1 protein-coding gene is annotated in these 20,033 nt (G+C 76.5%); it reads right to left on the bottom strand.

Translation table 11 applies throughout. The annotated features are described in order from the left end of the window. Positions 1–69: 69 nt before the first annotated feature. Positions 70–20,022: a non-ribosomal peptide synthase/polyketide synthase gene (locus tag ACF073_RS09740; protein ID WP_392068063.1), complete on the bottom strand. Its 19,953-nt coding sequence runs from the start codon at positions 20,020–20,022 to the stop codon at positions 70–72. Positions 20,023–20,033: the final 11 nt, after the last annotated feature.

Below are 20,033 nucleotides of genomic sequence, written 5' to 3'. Positions count from 1 at the left end.
GGTCGGGGGCGGAGGGCGGCGGTGGCCTGGCGGTCCGCCGGGGCGGTGCCGCGGGCGGCCGGAGTCGGGTCACCGGCCTCCCCGGGCGTGCCGGGCGAGGTGGCGCAGGGCCTCGGCGAACTCCTCGGCGACCCGGCGCACGGTCGCGGTGTCGTGGCTGCCGGGCCGGTGGTGCCAGGTGAAGGCGAGCCGGCCGTGCTGCACCGCGCCCACCACCTCCACCGGGTGCGAGCCGGGGTCCCGGGGGTCGTGGTCCTGTCCGAAGGAACCGTGTTCGGCGCGGATCAGGCCGCCGTCCGCCGTCTCGGGGCGGGCGTCCCACTGGCCGAGGTAGTTGAACACCACCTGCCCGTGGGCGTGGGCGCCGAGGCGGGCGCGGACCTCCGGCGGGCCGAAGGTGCGCAGCGCGCCGAAGCCGATGCCGTTGCCGGGTACGGCCCGCAGCTGGCGGCGCACCGACTTCACCAGGGACCGCCAGTCGCGGTCCGGGCCGAGGTCGCCGGGGTCGGCCACCTGGAGGGCGACCGGGTACACGGTGGTGAACCAGCCGACGGTGCGCGAGAGGTCGACGCCGTCGAGCAGGTCCTCACGGCCGTGGCCCTCCAGGTCGAGGCGGACCCGGTCGTGCCCGGTCCAGCGGGCCAGCGCCAGCGCCAGGGCGGCGAGCAGCACGTCGTTGACCCGGGTGCGGTAGGCGGTGGGCGCGGAGCGGAGCAGGGCCTCGGTGTCCTCCTCGCCGAGTTCCACGCTCACCGCGGCGGCCGGACCGGTGTCGGGTGCCGGAGCCGGTGCGGGGCCGGTGTGCACCGCCTGTTCCCAGTAAGGCAGTTCGTGGTCGAGGCCGCCCTCGGCGACGTGCGCGGCGAGGGCGCGCGACCACGCCCGGAAGCTGGTGCCGCGCTCCCCCAGCGTGACCGGGGCGCCCTGGCGGGCCTGCCGGTAGGCGGTCTCCAGGTCGTCGCGGAGGATGCGCCAGGAGACGGCGTCGACCACCAGGTGGTGGGCGACGAGGAGGAGGAAGGCGGGCCGGCCGGGGTCGCCGGTGAAGAGGGCCGCGCGCAGCTGCGGGCCGCGGGCCAGGTCGAAGCCGGCGTGCAGTTCGTCGGCGGCCTTGGCCATGGCCGCGTCGGCCTCCTCGCCGGACAGCCCGGTCAGGTCGTGCCGGGTGAGGATGCCGTGGCCGGCTGCGGGCGCCGGGTTGAACTGCCGCCAGCCGTGCTCGTCCCGGGTGAACCGCATGCGCAGGGCGTCGTGGTGGTCCAGCAGGGCGTCGAGCGCGGCGCGCAGCGCGTCCGGGTCGGGGGTGCCGTCGAGTTCCAGCAGTGCCGACTGGTTGAAGTGGTGGTGGGCCGCGCGGGGGCTGGTCAGGAACCAGTCCTGGATCGGGGTGAGCGGCACCTCGCCGGTGACCGGGCCCTCCCCGGACCGCTGGGGGGCGGCGCGGACCACGGTGGCGAGTTCGGCCACGGTCTGGTGGGTGAACAGGTCCCGGGTGGCGATGTGCAGGCCGTCGCGGCGCAGCCGGGAGACGACCTGCATGCTGAGGATGGAGTCGCCGCCGAGCGCGAAGAAGTTGTCGTCGGCGCCGACCTCCTCGATGCCCAGCACATCGGCCCAGATGCGGGCGATACGGCGCTCGGTGTCGGTGCGCGGCGCGGTCCGCGGGCCGTCGGCGGCCTGTGCGGGCCCGGGGGCGGGCAGGGCCCGCCGGTCGGTCTTGCCGTTCGGGGTGAGCGGCAGCCGGTCGAGCGGTACGAAGAGCGAGGGCACCATGTGCGGGGGCAGCAGCCCGGCCAGGTGCACACGCAGCTCGCCGACGGGCAGCCGGACAGCGGACGGCTCCGCGGCGGACGAGTCGGCGCCGGACGGCTCGGTGTCGGACGGCTCGGCAGCGGGCAGCCCGGCATCCGGCGCCTGTGCCGGGACCACGTACGCGACGAGCCGCGCGGGAGCGCCGGGTGCCTGCTCCGTGTGGACGACGACGGCCGCGTCCCGCACCAGCGGGCTGCGGCGCAGCGCGCTCTCGATCTCGCCGGGCTCGATGCGGAAGCCGCGCAGTTTGACCTGGTCGTCGGCGCGTCCGGCGTACCGGAGCCGGCCGTCGGCGGTCCAGCGGACCAGGTCCCCGGTGCGGTACATCCGCTCCCCCGGTGTGCCGAACGGGTCGGCGACGAACCGCTGGGCGGTGAGTCCCGGCCGCCCCAGGTAGCCGCGGGCGAGTCCGGGCCCGGCGAGGTACAGCTCGCCGGTCACACCGGGCGGTACGGGGCGCAGGGCGGCGTCGAGCACATGGACGCGGGTGCCGGCGGCGGGACGGCCGATGGACGGGGCGCCGGTGCCCGGGGTCAGCGGGCCGGTCCAGGAGGCGACCACGGTGGCCTCGGTGGGGCCGTAGGAGTTGATCATCCGGCGGCCCGGGGCCCAGGTGTCGACCAGGTCGGCCGGGCAGGCCTCGGCGCCCACGATGAGGGTGCGCAGGCCGGGCAGGGCGGCGGCGGTCTCCGGCGGGACGGTGGCCAGCGCCGCCGGGGGGATCAGGGTGTGGCTGATCCGCCGCTCGGCGAGCACCTCCGCGAGGCGCTCCCCGACCAGCGGCCCCTCCTCGCCGGTGACCAGGGCGGCCCCGCTGAGCAGGGAGACGCACAGCTCCAGCACGGAGGCGTCGAAGCTCGGCGAGGCGAACTGGAGGACCCGGTCGCCGGGCCCCGCCGCGTACCGCACGGCGGCCGCGGCGGCGAAGGAGGCGAGGCCCCGGTGGGTGACGGTCACGCCCTTGGGGGTGCCGGTGGAGCCTGAGGTGTAGATGACGTAGGCCGGGTGGGCGGGGGTGAGCGCCGTGGTGCGGTCGGTGTCCGTGGGGGCCGTCTCCGGCCCGTCGGCCGCCCACACCTCGGCCGGGTCGCCGAGGACCGGGCGGGCGCCCGCGTCCCGGATCATGAACTCCCGTCGCTCGGCGGGGTAGTCGGGGTCCACGGGCAGGAAGGCGCCGCCGGCCTTGGCGACGGCGAGCTGGGCCACCACGCTCGCCGCCGAGCGGGGCAGTGCCAGGGCCACCACGCGCTCCGGTCCGACACCGTCCCCGAGGAGCCGGTGGGCGAGCCGGTTGGCCGCCCGGTCCACTTCCGCGTAGGTCAGCTCCCGGTCGCCGTCGATCAGTGCCACGGCGTCCGGGGTACGGGCCGCCTGCCGTTCGAACAGGGCGGGCAGGGTGGCCTCGGGCACCGGGCGGAAGGTGCCCCGGCCCTGGGCGAGGAGGGCCTTCAGCTCGTCGTCGGAGGTCAGCGGCAGCGTGCCCAGCGGGCGGTCCGGGTCGGCGGCGACGCCGCGCAGCAGGGTGCCGAGCTGTGCGGCCATCCGTTCGGCGGTGGCCGCGTCGAACAGGTCGGTGTTGTAGGTGAGCAGGCCGTCCAGCGCCCCGGAGCCGGTCTCGGCGAACTCCAGGGTGAGGTCGAACGCGGCCTGCTCCGACTCCGGTTCGACGTCGGTGACCTCGACCCCGGGCAGGTCGAGGCCGCCGGAGGGGGTGTTCTGCAGGACGACCATGACCTGGAAGAGCGGGCTGCGGCTGGTGTCGCGGACGGGCTGCACCTCGTCGACGACCCGCTCGAACGGCACGTCCTGGTGGGCGAAGGCATCGAGGACCGTCTGCCGCACGGCGGAGAGGAACCCGCTGAAGGGCTGTCCGGCCTCGGCCCGGGAGCGCAGCACCAGGGTGTTGACGAAGAATCCGACGAGGGGCTGGGTCTCGGGCCGGTCGCGGCCGGCGGTGACGGTGCCGACGGCGATGTCCTCGGTGCCGGACAGCCGGGCGAGGTAGGCCTGCGCGGCGGCGACGAGCGTGGTGAACAGGGTGGTGCCGTGCTGCCGGGCGAGCCGGGTGAGGTGCCGGACGGTCGGGGCGGGCACCGACAGCCGGGTGGTCGCGCCGGCGCTGGTGCGCACCGGCGGCCGGGGCCGGTCGGTGGGCAGTTCCAGCGGCGCGGTGCCGGCCAGTCGCCGCTTCCAGAAGGCGAGGTGCTCCTGTGCGCCGGCGTCCCCCGCGGTGCGCTGCCAGTGCGCGTAGTCGGCGTACTGCACCGGCAGGGGCGGCAGCTCCGCCTCGGCGGAGCCGAGTCCGGCCCGGTAGTGGTGGGCGAGGTCGGTGAGGAGTACGCCGGTGGACCAGCCGTCGGTGACGATGTGGTGCAGGGCGAGGCTGAGCACGTGCTCGTGTGCGGCGAGCCGGACGAGGCCGGCCCGCAGCAGCGGGCCCTCGCGCAGGTCGAAGGGGCGGGTGCGTTCCCCGGCGAGCAGGCGGCGCAGCGCCGGCTCCCGCTCGTCGTCCGGGTGCCGGGACAGGTCGTGCACGGGCAGCGGTACGTCGTGGGGCGGGCGGACGATCTGGACGCCGTGCCCGTCGACGCTGTCGAAGGTGGTGCGCAGCGACTCGTGCCGGGCCACGACGGCCCCGAGGGCGGCGCGCAGCGCGCCGGCGTCGAGGGGGCCGCGCAGCCGCAGGGCGAGCGCGGTGACGTACTCGGTGCCGCCGGGGTCGAACTCCTGGAGGAACCAGAGGCGTTGCTGGGCGTGGGACATGGGTGCGACGGCGTCCCGGACGACCGGGACGATCGCCGGGCGGCCGGAGCCCCGCCGGGTGTCGAGCAGGCGGGCCAGCGCGGCCGGTGTGGGGTGGGTGAACACCGCGCGCGGGGTGAGGTCGGTGCCGAAGGCCTCGGCGAGCCGGGAGGCGAGCCGGATGCTGAGGATCGAGTCGCCGCCGAGCCGGAAGAAGTCGTCCTCGGCGCCGGGCGGTTCGCTGCCGAGCACCTCGCCGAAGACGGCCGCGGTGCGGCGCTCGGCCTCGGTGCGGGGCGCGACCCGCCGCCGGCGGCCCGGTGCGTCCTCGGGCGCGGGCAGGGCCGCCCGGTCGACCTTGCCGTTGCGGCTGAGCGGGAGGGCGGCGAGCGGGACGAAGGCGGTGGGGACGAGGTAGTCGGGCAGGGTGCGGGCGGCGAAGTCCCTGAGTTCCTCGATGTCCTGTCCGGCCGGTCCGACGACGTAGGCCACGAGCCGCTTGGCGCCGGGCCGGTCCTCGCGGGCCAGGACGGCCGCGTCCACGACGTCCGGGTGGGCGGCGAGCACGGCCTCGACCTCGCCGGGCTCCACCCTGAAGCCGCGGATCTTCACCTGGTCGTCGGCGCGGCCCAGGAACTCGACGGTGCCGTCCGGGCGTCGCCTCGCCAGGTCGCCGGTGCGGTACATCCGGGTGCCGGGCGGGCCGGCGGGGTCGGCGAGGAAGCGGGCCGCGGTGTCGCCGGGGCGGCCCAGATAGCCGCGGGCGACGCCCTCGCCGGCCAGGTACAGCTCGCCCGCGCAGCCCGGCGGTACGGGCCGCAGCCGGGCGTCCAGGACGTGGACGCGCATGTCGTCCAGCGGGTGCCCGACGGGGATGGTGTCGGGGACCGCCGCCGGGTCCGTGAGGGGGTGGGAGGTGGCGAAGGTGGTGGTCTCGGTGGGCCCGTAGCCGTCCACGACGGTCAGGCCGGGGCAGGCGGCCAGCACCCGGCGCACGGCCTGGGCGGGGACGACGTCACCGCCGGTCCACACCTGCCTGAGGCCCTGGAAGCAGTCGGGCGCGTCCTGGGCGAGCAGCCGGAACAGTCCGGCGGTCAGCCACAGCGCGGTGAGCCCGTCGGCGGTGAGCCGGCGCAGCAGGGCGGCGTCCACGCTCTCGCCCGGGGCGACGACGACGCAGCCGCCGGTGAGCAGCGGCGCCCACACCTCGAAGGTGGCGGCGTCGAAGGCGACCGGCGAGTGCAGCAGCACCCGGGCGCACACGCCGTCGGCGAACCGGCTGTCGGTGGCCAGGGACGCGACGTCCCGGTGCCGTACCCCGACCGCCTTGGGCCGGCCGGTGGAGCCGGACGTGAACATCACGTAGGCCAGCGCGTCGGGGTCGGCGGCCGGTGTCCGCCGCGGCGCGGGGCCGGTGCGGGCGGCGGTGACGTCGTGCGCGGTGAGCCGGACGGTCGCGCCCGCCCGGTCGAGCAGGGCGCGGCGGCGTTCCTCGGGGGCCCGGGTGTCGACGGGGACGTAGGCGCCGCCGGCCAGGAGCACGGCGAGCTGGGCGACGACGAGTTCGGCGGAGCGGTCCATCAGCAGGGCGACCCGGTCCTCGGCGGACAGCCCCTCGGACAGCAGCCGAGCCGCCAGGGAGCCTGCCCAGTCGTGGAGTTGACGGTACGTCAGTTCTTGGCCGTCCGCGCGGACCGCGAGCGCGTCCGGGGTGCGCCGGGCCTGCTCGGCGAACAGGTCCACGGGACTGCGCGGGGCGGTCCGGCGGGCGGTGGTGTTCCAGGCGGCCAGCAGGTCGCGGTCGGCCGGGGTGAGCAGGTCCAGCGCGGCGAGGTCGGTGTCGAGGCCGTCGGCGAGGGCGGTGAGCAGGTTGGCCAGCCGGTCCGCAGCGCGCTCGGCGGTGCCGGCGTCGAACAGGGCGGGGTCGTAGGACAGGTCGAAGGCGAGCCGTTCGGCGAGGTGGGCGCGCAGGCACCACGGGAAGGTGGTGGCGTCGTCGGCGCGCACCTCCTCGACCCGGATGCCCGTGCGGTCGGTGGCCGACTCGTCCACGGGGTAGTTCTCGAACACCACCATGCTGTCGAACAGCGGCTCCCCGGCCGGGATGTCGCTGACGGCCTGGATGCGGGGCAGGGCGAGGAAGTCGTGGCGCCGGGCGTCGCTCTGCCGCTCCTGGAGCCCGCGCAGCCAGGGCAGCACCGGCCCGGCGGGGACACGGGCCCGGGTGGGCACGGTGTTGATGAACATGCCGATCATGCCTTCGACGCCGGGCAGTTCGGCCGGGCGGCCGGAGACGGTGGTACCGAACACCACGTCGTCCCGGCCGCTGGTGCGGGCGAGCAGCAGCGCCCAGGCGCCCTCCACCACGGTGTTGACGGTGAGTCCGGCGCGGGCGGCGCCCTCCCGCAGCCGCCGCGAGACACGGGCGTCCAGCGCGTGGTGGACCGCGGCGGCGGACCGGGCGCGGTGGGCCTCGGCGGGTACGCGGTCGTAGGGCAGCGGGGTGCGGGCGGTGAAGCCGGCGAGGGCATCGGCCCAGTGCCGCTCGGCGGCCGTCTCGTCCTGCGCGCGCAGCCAGTGCAGGAAGTCGGCGAAGGGCCGGCGCAGCGGGGGTGCCGGGTCGGGGCCCCCGGTGAGCGCGGCATAGCGTTCGCACACCTCGGTGAGCAGCTGTCCGGTGCTCCAGCCGTCCAGCACGATGTGGTGGGTGGACCACAGCAGCAGCACCTCGTCGCCGGGCAGGGCGGCCAGGGTGAGGCGGGTGAGCGGTGCGCCGGTGAGGTCCATGCCGGCCGCGCGGTCCTCCGCGAGGAGCCGCTCGGTGGCCTCCGCGCGCTGTGCGGGCGGGAGGGTGCGCCAGTCGAGGTGGGTGACGGGGAGTTCGGCGCGGTGGTGGACGACCTGGACCGGGTGGGGCAGGCCCTGCCAGTGGACGCTGGTGCGCAGCGCCGGGGTGCGGTCGGCGACCTGCTGCCAGGCGGCGGCGAACGCGTGCGGGTCGGCCACGCCGGAGAGCCGTACGGCCGTACGGTCGAAGTAGGCGTGCTCGGTGTCCACGAGGCCGTGGAAGAGCATGCCGGACTGGAGCGGGGTGAGCGGCAGGACGTCCTCGACGTGCCGGCCGGTGCCGACGAGCCGGTCCAGCTGGTCCTGGCCGAGGCCGGCCAGGGGGAAGTCGGACGGGGTGCGGCCGCCCGCCCGGGGGCCGGCGCAGTGGGCCGCGATCTCCCGCAGGGCCGCGAGGGTCTCCTCGGCGAGCCGGCGCACGACCGCCTCGTCGTAGACCTGCGGCGGATAGGTCCAGCCGAGTTCGAGGCGGCCCCGCTGGACCACGCCGGTGATGTCCAGGAGGTAGGGGCGGGGTTCGTCCGGGTCGGTGTCCCGGCCGGCCGGGGGCAGTGCGCCGCGGAACAGGCCTTCGGCGCTCCCGGTGTCCCACTGGCCGTGGTAGTTGAAGCCGATCAGCGGAGCCGGGGCGCCGGCGAGCGGGCTGCCGGGCACCAGGTGGCGCAGGGCGCCGTGGCTGAGGCCGCGCAGCGGCACCGCGCGCAGCTGCTCCTTGACCGAGCGGAGAGTGTCGTGCCAGCCGGCGTCCGGTTCGGTGCGCAGCGCGAGCGGGAACTCGGCGGTGAACCAGCCGACCGTCCGTGACAGGTCCACGTCCTCGAAGAGGTCCTCGCGGCCGTGCCCCTCCACGCCGAGCAGCACCGTGTCGCGCCCGCACCAGCGGGCCAGGGTGCGGCCGAGGGCGCTGAGCAGGACGTCGTTGACCTGGGTGCGGTAGACCTCCGGGACCTTGCGCAGCAGGGCGTCGGTCGTCTCCGCGTCCAGCGTGACCGTGAGGAGGGCGGCGCCGCCGTGGGTGTTCGGGCCCGGCCGTCCGGCGGGCAGCCCGGCCGGGGCGTCGCCGGTGCGCGTCCAGTACGGCAGGTCGGCGTCGAAGGCCCCGGAACGGGTGTGCCGGTCGAGCCGGTCCGCCCAGTGGCCGTAGGAGGTGGCCGGGGCGGGCAGTTCGACGGGCCGGCCGGCCGTCGCGGCCCGGTGGGCGGTCTCCAGGTCGGTGAGCAGGATGCGCCAGGAGACGCCGTCGATCACCAGGTGGTGTGCGGTGACGACGAGTTGTCCGGGGCGGGCGGGGCCCGCGTCGAAGAACAGGACGCGGACGACCCGGCCCGTGGCGGGGTCGAGGGCGGCCTGCGCCTCGTCGGTGAGCCGCTGCACCGCGCTCTCCAGGGCCGGTTCGTCCAGGGCGGCCAGGTCGTGGCGGGCGAAGACGCCGTCCGGCGCCTCGGGCAGGACCTCCTGGCGCCAGCCGTCGGCGGAGCGGGTGAACCGGGTGCGCAGGGCGGCGTGCCGGCGGACGAGGGCGCCGGCGGCCTGTTCCAGCGCGGCGGGTTGGGCCTGCGGGGCGAGTTCGAGGCGCTGGGTCATGGTGAAGCGGAGCCGGTGCGCCGGGTCGCGGCCGTCCAGGTACCAGTGCTGGATCGGGGTGAGCGGTGCCTCGCCGGGTGCCGCGCCGTCGTCGGGAGCCGGGCGCGGCGCCGATTCCCTCGCGCGCAGGGCGAGTTCGGCGACGGTCTGGTGGCGGAAGACGTCCTTGGTGGTGAGGGCGAGTCCCGACTGCCGGGCGCGGGAGACGATCTGGATGCTGAGGATGGAGTCGCCGCCGAGCGCGAAGAAGTTGTCGCGGGCGCCGACCCGTTCGACGCCGAGCACCTGCGCCCAGATCGCGGCCAGGCGTTCCTCGGCGCCGGGCCTGGGGGCCACGTAGGGGGTGGCGCTGTCCGGCTGGGCGGGCGGCGCGGGCAGGGCCTGCCGGTCGGTCTTGCCGCTGCTGGTGCGGGGGACGCGGGCCAGCGGGACGAACGCGGTGGGCACCATGTGGTCGGGCAGGGTGCGGCGCAGCGCGAGCCGCAGGGCGTCGGCGGACGGCGTGCGGCCGGCGGCGGGCACCACATAGCCGACGAGCACGAGGCGCCCGGCGTGTTCGCGGGCGGCGACCGCGGCGTCGGAGACGTCCGGGTGGTCCAGGAGGGCGGCCTCCACCTCGCCGGGTTCGATCCGGAACCCGCGGATCTTGACCTGCTCGTCGACGCGGCCGAGGAACTCCAGCAGTCCGTCGCGGTGCCGGCGGGCCCGGTCGCCGGTGCGGTACATCCGCTCCCCCGGCGCCCCGAACGGGTCGGCGAGGAAGCGGGCGGCGGTCAGTCCCGGCCGGTGCAGATAGCCGCGGGCCACCTGTGCCCCGGCCAGGTACAGCTCGCCGGGCACCCCGGGCGGCACCGGGCGCAGCGCGCCGTCGAGGACGTAGGCGCGCAGGTTGCCGCCGGGGCGGCCGATGACCGGGAGGTCGGTCCGGTCGGTGACGCGGCCGTAGACGGCGTCGACGGTGCACTCGGTGGGCCCGTACATGTTGTAGACCGCCACGCCCAGCTCCCGTTCGGCGCGTACGAGGTCGCGCCAGCCGGCCGGGGTGACGGCCTCGCCGCCGACGAGCAGCAGCCGCGGGTGGTGGCGGCCGGGGGCGAGCAGTCCGGCGGCGGTCAGTTCGCGCAGGAAGGTGGGGGTGACGTTGACGAGGTCGAGGCGGTGTGCGTCGACCAGGGCGCAGAACGCCTCCGGGTCGAGGCGGACGTCCTCGTCGACGAGGTGGACCTGGTGGCCGAGGGCGAGGAACAGCGCCCCTTCCCAGGAGGTGTCGAAGGAGAAGGAGGCGCTGAGCGCGGTCCGCAGCCGCCGCCCGCCGAGGGTGTGCGGGGCGAGCAGGCCGGTGCGGTGGTCGTGGCAGAGGTTGACCAGCTGCCGGTGTTCGACGGCGACGCCCTTGGGGCGGCCGGTGGAGCCGGAGGTGTAGACGATGTAGGCGGTGTGCTCCGGCAGCAGGGGGCTGGTCCGGTCGGTGTCGGCGGGGTCGTGGGCGGGCAGCCGGTCCCAGGGCACGGCGCCGAGTCCGGTCAGCAGGGTGTGCGGGCGGGCGTCGGCGAGCAGGAGGTCCGCCCGCTGTGCGGGCAGCGCCGGGTCGAGGCAGAGCAGGGTGGCGCCCGCCTTGAGGACCGCGAGCAGCGCCACCAGCAGGTCGGAGGTGCGCGGGAGGCGTACGGCGACCACGTGTTCGGGGCCGGCGCCCTGGGCGATGAGGTGGTGGGCGAGCCGGTTGGCCCGCTGGTTGAGCGCGGCGAAGTCCAGGGTGGTGTCGCCGGCCACCAGGGCGGTGCGGTGCGGGGTGCGGGCGGCCTGGGCCTCGAACAGGGCGGGGAAGGTGGTGTCCGGTGCGGGCAGCCGGGCGCCCCGCTCATGGCGGGCCGTCCGGCGCCGCTCGGCGTCGGTCATCAGCGGCAGCAGGCCCACGGGCCGGCCGGGGTCCGCCGCCGCGGCCTCCAGCAGGATGCGCAGCCGGGCGGCCAGGTCCTCGGCGGTGCCGGCGTCGAACAGCGCGGTGTCGTACTCCAGGTGGCCGGTGAGTCCGTCGTCGCCGGCCACGAAGTCGAAGGCGAGGTCGAAGGTGGCGTTGCGCACCGGCGGGGTCACCGGCTCGACCGCGAGGCCGGGCAGCCGGGGCGGTTCGGCGCCGAGGTTGTGCAGGGCGACCATGACCTGGAACAGCGGGGTGCGGCTGGTGTCCCGCTCCGGCCTGAGGGCGTCCACGACGCGCTCGAACGGCACCTCCTGGTGGGCGAACGCCTCCAGCACGGTGGTGCGCGCCCCGGCCAGCAGTTCCCGGAAGGACAGCTCGGGGCGGACCCGGGCGCGCAGCACCAGCGTGTTGACGAACATGCCGACCACGTCGTGCAGTTCGGGGCGCTCGCGGCCGGCGGTGACGGTGCCGACGGTGACGTCCTCCTGGCCGGCCCAGCGGGCGAGGAGGACCTGTACGGCGGTCACCAGGGTCATGTAGAGGGTGGCGTCGGCCTCCCGGCCCCGCAGGGTGAGCCGCTCGGTCAGCGCGGCGGGCAGGGTGAAGGTCACCAGGGCGCCGTCGCGGCCGCGGACGGCGGGTCGCGGCCGGTCGGTGGGCGGCTCCAGCGGTGTCACCCCGTCCAGCGCCCGCCGCCAGTAGGCGAGTTCGGACTCGGCGCGGTCGGCGCGTGCGCGCTGCCAGGCGGCGTGGTCGGTGTAGCGGACGGGCAGGTCGGGCAGGTCGGGGCGGCGGTCCTCCAGGGCGGCCGTGTACAGCTCGCCCAGGTCCCGGCCGAGGACGCCGAAGGACCAGCCGTCGGTGACGATGTGGTGCACGGCCAGGACGAGGACGTGGTCGTCGGCGGCGAACCGGGCCAGGCGGGTGCGCAGCAGGGGCCCGGTGGTGAGGTCGAAGGGGGTGGCGGCCTCGCGGTCGAGGAGGCCGTCCAGGGCGGCGGCGTCGGCGAGGTCCGTCACCGGGAGGTCCACGGGCCGCGGCGGGTGGACGATCTGCCGGGCCCGGCCGTCGTGTTCGGCGAACGTGGTGCGCAGGGCCTCGTGCCGGGCGACCAGGCCGTCCAGGGCGGTGTGCAGGGCGTTCGTGTCGAGCGGGCCGCGCAGCCGCAGCACGGACAGGGTCGTGTACTCGGTGCTGCCCGGCTCGAACCGGTCGAGGAACCACAGGCGTTGCTGGGCGTACGACAGGGGCGCCGGGGTGTCCGGGGCGGCGGCCGGGATGGTGTCGGCGGTGCCGCCCGACCCGGGCTCGCCGAGGGCCGCCGCGAGGGCGGACAGCGTGGGGTGGGTGAAGAGCAGCCGGGGCGAGACGTCGCCGCCGAAGGCGGCGCGCAGCCGGGAGGTGACGCGGACGGCGAGGATGGAGTCGCCGCCGAGGGCGAAGAAGTCGTCGTCGGCGCCGACCTCGCCGGTGTCCAGGACGTCCGTCCACGCGGCGGCCACCAGCCGTTCGGCGGGGGTGCGCGGCGGGGTCCGTACGGCGTCGGCGGCGAATCCGTCCGGTCCCGGCGCGGGCAAGGCACGCCGGTCGAGTTTGCCGTTGGCGGTGAGCGGCAGCGCGGCCATCGGCACATAGGCGGCGGGCACCATGTGCGCGGGCAGCAGCTTCCCCAGGTGGGCGCGGAGTTCGGCGGCGGCCGGGGGCGGTGCGGTGCGTTCGCCGGTGCCGGTGCCGACGACGTGGGCGACGAGCCGGCGGGTCCCGGCGGTGTCCTCGTACACGCCGACGGCGGCAGCCGCCACCTCCGGGTGGCTGTGCAGGGCTGCCTCGATCTCGCCGGGTTCGATGCGGTAGCCGCGGATCTTGACCTGCTGGTCGGCGCGGCCCAGGTACTCCAGGGTGCCGTCGGCCCGCAGGCGGGCCCGGTCCCCGGTGCGGTACATACGGGTGCCCGGCCGTCCGAACGGGTCGGCGGGGAAGCGGGCCGCGGTGAGGCCCGGCCGGCCCAGGTAGCCGCGGGCCAGGCCCTCGCCGGCCACGAACAGTTCGCCGATCGCACCGGGCGGCACCGGCTGGAGGGTGTCGTCCAGGACGTGGATCCGCAGGTCGGGGATGCCGGTGCCGATGGGGCTCGCGGTGCCGGCGCGGACCGCCGAGCGGTCGAGCGGGGCGTAGGTGACGTGCACGGTGGTCTCGGTGATGCCGTACATGTTGACCAGGCGGGGCGCGGTGTCCGGGTGGCGGGCGTACCAGTCGGCGAGCCGGGTCACGTCCAGCGCCTCGCCGCCGAAGACGACCGTGCGCAGCGCCAGCCGGGCGCTGACGTCGGGCAGTTCGGCGTCGGCGCGGCTGAGCGGGTAGAAGGCGGACGGGGTCTGGTTGAGCACGGTGACCTGTTCGTCGGCGAGCAGCCGCAGGAAGTCCTCCGGGGAGCGGGCCGTGTCCTCGGGGACGACGACGAGCCGGCCGCCGTGCAGCAGCGGGCCCCACAGCTCCCACACCGAGAAGTCGAAGGCGTAGGAGTGGAAGAGCGTCCATACGTCGTCGGGGCCGAAGCCGAACCAGTGCCGGGTGCGGGTGAACAGCCGGACCACGTTGGCGTGCGGGACGACGACGCCCTTGGGCCGGCCGGTGGAACCGGAGGTGTAGATGGCGTAGGCGGGGCTGTCGGGCAGCGCGCGGCGGGGCGGCCCCGCTGCGGGGCGCCGGTCCAGGTCGGCCCGTACACCGGGGTCGTCAAGCGGCAGGACGGGCACGGCCGTGTCCGGCGTGGTCCCGGTGGTGGTCACCAGTGCCACCGGGGCGGCGTCGGCGAGCAGGTGCCGGACGCGCTCCGGCGGCAGGGCGGGGTCGATGGGCAGGTAGGCGGCGCCGGTCTTGAGGACGGCGAGGACGGCCACGACGAGGTCGGTGGAGCGGGGCAGTGCGAGGGCCACGAACGTCTCGGGTCCGGCGCCGAGTTCGGCGAGCCGGTGCGCGAGCCGCCCGGAGCGCGCGTCGAGCGCGGCGTAGTCGAGCCGGTCGGTGCCGCAGGTGACGGCCTCGGCGCCGGGGGTGCGGGCGGCCTGGGCCGTGAAGAGGGCGTCCAGGGTGTCGGCGGGGCGGGCCTCCTCGGTGCCGTGCCGCTCGTCCGGTGTCCGCCGCCGTTCCCCGGCGGTGGTCCGGGCCAGGGTGCGCACGGGCCGTTCCGGGTCGTCGGCCAGTTCGGTGAGCAGCCGGCACAGCAGGTCGGCGAGGCCGCGCACGGTCGGGGCGTCGAACAGCTCCGGGTCGTAGGCGAGGTCGAAGCCGAACCGCTCGCCCTGGTAGGCGCGCAGCACGAGGGTGTAGTTGGTGGCGTCGCGGGAGTGGACCTCCGCGAGGCGTATCCCGGACGCGGCCGAACGGGCCTCGTCGAAGGGGTAGTTCTCGAAGGCCACCATGGTGTCGAAGAGCGGGCTGCCGGCGGGCAGGTCGCTCAGCGAGGTCAGTTCGGCCAGGGAGACCGCCGCGAACCGCCGCGCCTCGGCCTGCTCCTCCTGCAGTTCCCGGAGCCAGGCGGCGGCGGTACGGCCGCCGTCGACCCGGACCCGGGTGGGCAGGGTGTTGATGAACATGCCCACCATCGACTCGGCGCCGGGCAGGTCGTCGGGGCGTCCGGAGACGGTGGTGCCGAACAGCACGTCCCGTTCGCCGCCGTAGCGGGACAGCAGCAGCGCCCAGGCGCCCTGCACCACGGTGCCGAGGGTGAGTCCGGCCGCGCGGGCGGTGCGGGCCAGCCGCGCGGAGACCTCCTCGGTCAGCCCGGCCGTGTGGACGCCCGCCGAGCGGGTCTCGTGTCCCGGGCGCCCGGCGCGGTCGGCGGGCAGCGGGGTGGGGGTGGCGAACCCGGCGAGGACGGCCCGCCAGTGCGCGCGGGCGGCCTCGCTGTCCTGGCCGGCCAGCCAGTGCACGTAGTCGCCGAACGGCCGGCGTACCGGGGGCCGTGGCGCGGTGCCGGTGGTGAGCGCCGTGTACTCCTCGAACACCTCGGTGAGGACCTGGGCCAGGCTCCAGCCGTCCAGGATCAGGTGGTGGGAGGTCCACAGCAGGCGCAGCCGGGCGCCGGGCAGCCGGACGAGGGTGAGCCGCATCAGGGGTGCCGTGCCGAGGTCGAGGCCGCGCGCGAGATCGTCGGCGCGCAGCCGGGCCAGCCGGGCGTCGTGCCCGTCCGCGTCCGCCTCCCGCCAGTCCAGCTGGGTGACGGGGACGCGGACATGGCGGTGCACCACCTGGAGCGGCACCGGAACGCCCTCCCACACCACCGAGGTGCGCAGGGCGGGGGTGCGGTCGGTCACCCGCTGCCAGGCCGTCGCCAGGGCGTCGGGGTCGCTCACGCCGTCCAGCAGCAGGGCGGCCTGGTCGACGTAGACGTCGTCGGGTCCGCCGACCAGCCGGTGGAAGAGCATGCCCTCCTGGAGCGGGGTGAGCGGCAGCAGGTCCGTCACGTCCCGGCCGTCGCCCACGAGGCGGTCCACGCCGGCCTGGTCGAGGCGGGCCAGCGGGAAGTCGGAGGGGGTACGGCCGCCCGCGCCGGGCGCGGCGCAGTGCTCGGCGATGGCGCCGAGCGCGCGCACCATGCCCTCGGCCAGCTCCCTGACGGTGCCGGACCGGTGCACCCGGTCGCTGTAGTGCCAGGTGATCTCCAGCTCGCCTTCGCTCACCAGCGCGGAGACGTCCAGCAGGTGGTCGAGCGGCTCGCCGGGGTCCGTGTCCCGGCCGGGCAGGTCGGCGACGGGCGCGAAGTCCCCTCCGGCGGGCGCCTCCCACTGGCCGTGGTAGGTGAAGCAGACCTGGGGCAGCGGCAGTTCGCCGAGGGCGCGGGCCTCCGGGCGGGGTGAGCCGAGGTGGCCGAGGGCCTGGTGGCTCAGGCCGCGCCGGGGTACGGCCCGCAGCCGCTCCTTGACGGCCTTGAGGGTGGCCCCCCAGTCGTCCGGGCCCGCCGGGGTCAGGGTGACCGGGTACTGCACGGTGAACCAGCCGACCGTACGGGACAGGTCGGCGCCCTCGGCCAGCTCCTCCTCCCGGCCGTGGCCCTCCAGGGCGACGGTCACCCGGTCCGTGCCCGTCCAGTCGGCCAGCACCCGGCCGAGCGCGCTCAGCAGCACGTCGTTGACCTGGGTGCGGTACACGCCCGGCACCCGACGCAGCAGCGCCTCGGTGGTGGCGCGGTCCACCCGGGTGCGGACGGTGCGCACGGACCCGGCGAGGGGGGTGCCGGGGAGGTCGACGGGCAGCGGTGCGGCCGGTGCTCCGGCCTCCCGCGTCCAGTGCGGCAGGTCGTCGTCCAGGTCGCCGGCCCGGACGCGTTCGGCGAGCGCGCGGGCCCAGTCGGCGAACGGGGTGTGCTCCGGTTCCAGGGCCGGTTCGGTGCCCGCCGCCGCCTGCCGGTAGGCCTGTTCGAGACCGGCGAGCAGCACCCGCCAGGAGACGCTGTCGACGGCCAGGTGGTGGGCGGTCAGGAACAGGCGCGGGCGCTCGGCCCCGGTGAGCAGGGCGGCGCTCAGCAGGGTGCCGGTGGCCGGGTCCAGGGCGGCGCGTGCCTGCTCGGCGGCCTCGGCGGGCGCCGTCCCCGGGCCGTGGCGGGTGAGCAGCGCGGTGGCCGGGCCGGTGCCGGGGTGCTGCCGCCAGCCCTCGGCGGTGCGGGTGAAGCGGGTGCGCAGCGCCGGGTGCCGGGCCACGAGCGCCTCCAGGGCGCGTTCCAGGGCCTGTTCGTCGAGGTCGTACGGCAGGTCGAGCAGCATCGACATGCTGAAGTGCCGCAGCGGGCCGTGCGTGGCGAGGAACCACTCCTGGACGGGGGTGAGCGGGGCGGGGCCGTCCGCCCGCGGGCGCCGGGGCGCGGGCAGGGGAACGGTGCGGCGGGACGCGGCGGCGGCCAGGTCGGCGACCGTCTGGTGCCGGAAGACGTCCTGGGAGCCGATCACGAGACCGGCGGCGCGGGCCCGGGAGACGGCCTGGATGCTCAGGATCGAGTCGCCGCCCAGCTCGAAGAAGTTGTCCGTGACACCGACCCGGGCCACGCCGAGCACCTCGGCCCAGATGCCGGCCAGGGTCTCCTCGTCGGGGGTGCGCGGGGCGGTGAACTCCCGTTCCCGGTCGCCGCCTTCGAGGTCGGGGGCGGGCAGGGCGCGGCGGTCCAGCTTGCCGCTGGTGGTCAGCGGCAGTGCGGCGAGCGCGGTGAAGGAGGACGGCACCAGCGGGTCGGGCAGCACGCGGCGCAGGGCCGCGCGCAGTTCGGCGGGTGCGGGCCGGGGTGCGCCGGGGGCGGGCACGACGTAGGCGGCGAGGCGGGTGTGGCCGTGCGCGTCGGGCGCGGCGACGACCGCGGCGGCGGCGATCCCGTCCAGCGCGAGCAGGGCGGCCTCGATCTCGCCGGGCTCGATGCGGTGGCCGCGCACCTTGACCTGGTCGTCGGCCCGGCCGAGGTGGTCGAGGCGGCCGTCGGCGGTCCACCGGGCCAGGTCGCCGGTGCGGTACATGCGGGTGCCGGGCGGCCCGTACGGGTCGGGGAGGAAGCGGGCCGCGGTGAGGCCCGGCCGGCCGGTGTAGCCGCGGGCCAGCTGGGGGCCGGCGAGGTACAGCTCGCCGCCGACGCCGGGCGGCACCGGCTGGAGCCGGTCGTCCAGCACGTAGGCGCGCACCCCGGGCAGCGGGCGGCCCACCAGCGGGCGGTCACCGCCGTCGATACGGCAGGACAGCGCGTCGACCGTGCATTCGGTGGGGCCGTAGAAGTTGTGGGCGGCCGTGTCCGGGTGGTCGGCCAGTTCGCGCCAGAGCGCGGGCCCGACCGGCTCGCCGCCGAGCATGAGGACCCGGGGGCGGTGCCTGGGGTCGGTGAGCAGCCCGGCGGGCAGCAGCTGCCGCAGGTAGGAGGGGGTGACGTCGAGGAAGTCGACGCGGTGCTCGACCACGTACTCGACGACGGCGGCCGGGTCCATCCGGGTCACCTCGTCGACCAGGTGCAGCGGGTGGCCGTCGGCCAGCAGGAGCACGCCTTCGAGGGAGGTGTCGAAGGAGAAGGACGCGGTGAGCGCGACCCGCAGCGGGCCGCCGCCCGCCTCGGCGACGAACCCGGCCCGGTGGGCGGCGAGCAGGTGCGCCGCCGAGCGGTGGCTGACGGCGACGCCCTTGGGGCGGCCGGTGGAGCCGGAGGTGTGGATCACGTAGGCGAGGTGGTCCGGGTCCAGCGGGCCGCGCCGGTCGGCGTCGGTGGGGTCGGTGTCCGGGGCACCGGCGGGTACGGCGCGCAGGGCGCTCTCGTCCAGGACCAGCGCCGGGCGGGCGTCGTCCAGCAGGAATCTCACGCGCTCCTCGGGCAGGGCCACGTCCAGCGGGAGGTAGCCGGCGCCGGACTTCCAGACGGCGAGGATCGCGACGATCATGTCGGCGGTGCGCGGCAGCCGCAGCGCGACCAGCCGTTCGGGTCCGGCGCCGCGGGCGATGAGGTGGTGGGCGAGCCGGTTGGCGCGGGCGTTGAGGGTGGCGTAGTCCAGCCGTTCGGCGCCGGCGACGAGGGCGAGGGCGTCGGGGGTGCGGGCGGCCCGACGCTCGAAGACCTCGATGTGGGCGGTGTCGGGCACGGTCCGGTGCGCGGGGGCGTTCCAGTCGTGGACGACGCGCCGGACCTCCTCGTCGGAGAGCAGGGGCAGGCTGCCCAGCGGGCGGTTCGGAGTGGTGGCGGCGCCTTCCAGCAGGCGCAGCAGCTGTCCGGCGAGCCGCTCGGCCGTGGCCGCGTCGAACAGGTCGGTGCGGTACTCCAGCAGACCGGTCAGCGCGGTGCCGTCCGGCACGAACTCGATGCTGAGGTCGAAGGTGGCCGCCTGCCGGGGCACGGGGACCGGGGTGGTGGCGAGCCCGTGCGGGGCGGTGGCGGCGGGCGGGTCGGGGTGCAGCACGACCATGACGTCGAACAGCGGGTTGCGGCCCGGCTCGCGGGGTGCGCCCACTGCCTCCACGATCCGCTCGAACGGCGTGTCGCCGTGGGCGAAGGCGTCGTTGACGGTGTCGGCGGCCCGCGCGAGCAGGTCGCGGAAGGATCCGGACGCGTCCACCGGGGTGCGCAGCACCACGGTGTTCACGAAGAAGCCGACGGTCCGTTCGAGGTCGGTGCGGGGCCGGCCGGGGGTCAGCGAGCCGACGGTGCTGTCGTCCTGTCCCGACCAGCGGGCCAGCAGCGCCTGGGCGGCGGCGACCAGGGCGGTGTGCAGGGTGCTGTGGTGTTCGCGCGCGAGGTCGCGCAGCCGCTCGGTGACGTGGGCGGGGACGGTGAAGGAGTGGACGGCGCCCGCTCCGGCCTCCTCGCCGCGCCGCGGCCGGTCCAGGGGCAGCTCCGGCGCCACCGCCCCGGCCAGCCGCTCCTTCCAGTGGGCGAGCCGGCGTTCGAGCCGGTCCCCGGCGAGCTGGGCGCGCTGCCAGACCGCGAAGTCCGGGTACTGCGTGGCCACCGGGGGCAGTTCGGGCGTGGCGCCGCGGGCGAGGGCGTCGTAGGCGGTGCACAGCTCGTCCAGGACCACGCCCGTCGACCAGCCGTCCGTGACGATGTGGTGGGCCGTCAGCAGCAGGACGTGCGAGAGGGCGGACTCGCGCAGCAGCAGGGCGCGCAGCAGCGGCCCCCGGTGCAGGTCGAAGGGACGGGCGTACGCGTCCGACAGGTCGGCGGCCAGGTCGCGGGTGTCCCGGACCGGCAGCGGCACCGGGCCCGCCGGGTGCACCCGCTGGACGGGGTGGCCGTCGCTCTCCTCGAAGGTGGTGCGCAGGGCCTCGTGCCGGGCCACCACGAGGGTGAGGGCCTCGCCGAGCGCCGTGTGGTCGAGGGCGCCGGTGAAGCGGACGGCGACGGCGCTGTTGTAGCGGGCATCGCCGGGCCGCAGCCGGTCGAGGAACCACAGGCGCTGCTGTGCGTGGGACAGCGGCAGCGGACGGTCCCGGTCGGCACGCGGGATGCCCTGCCGGGCGGCCGGGGCCGCGCCGCCGGACCGTCCGGCGAGCCGGCGCCGCAGCGCCTCCCGCAGTTCCTCGGGCAGTGCCTCGGCACGGTCCCGCTGGGAGGGCCGCGCGGAACCGGAGGGGTTCGAAGGGGTCGAAGCGCTCATGGTCGTCGGAT

The sequence above is a fragment of the Streptomyces sp. NPDC015171 genome (assembly GCF_043079545.1).
In the GTDB taxonomy this organism is placed as follows: domain Bacteria; phylum Actinomycetota; class Actinomycetes; order Streptomycetales; family Streptomycetaceae; genus Streptomyces.
Note: the sequence above shows the minus strand (reverse complement) of the source record. Positions and strands in the feature narration are given on the sequence as shown.

Coding starts and splice junctions, on each gene's coding strand:
- ACF073_RS09740 (WP_392068063.1), bottom strand. CDS start 20,022: ATGAGCGCTTCGACCCCTTCGAACCCCTCCGGTTCCGCGCGGCCCTCC.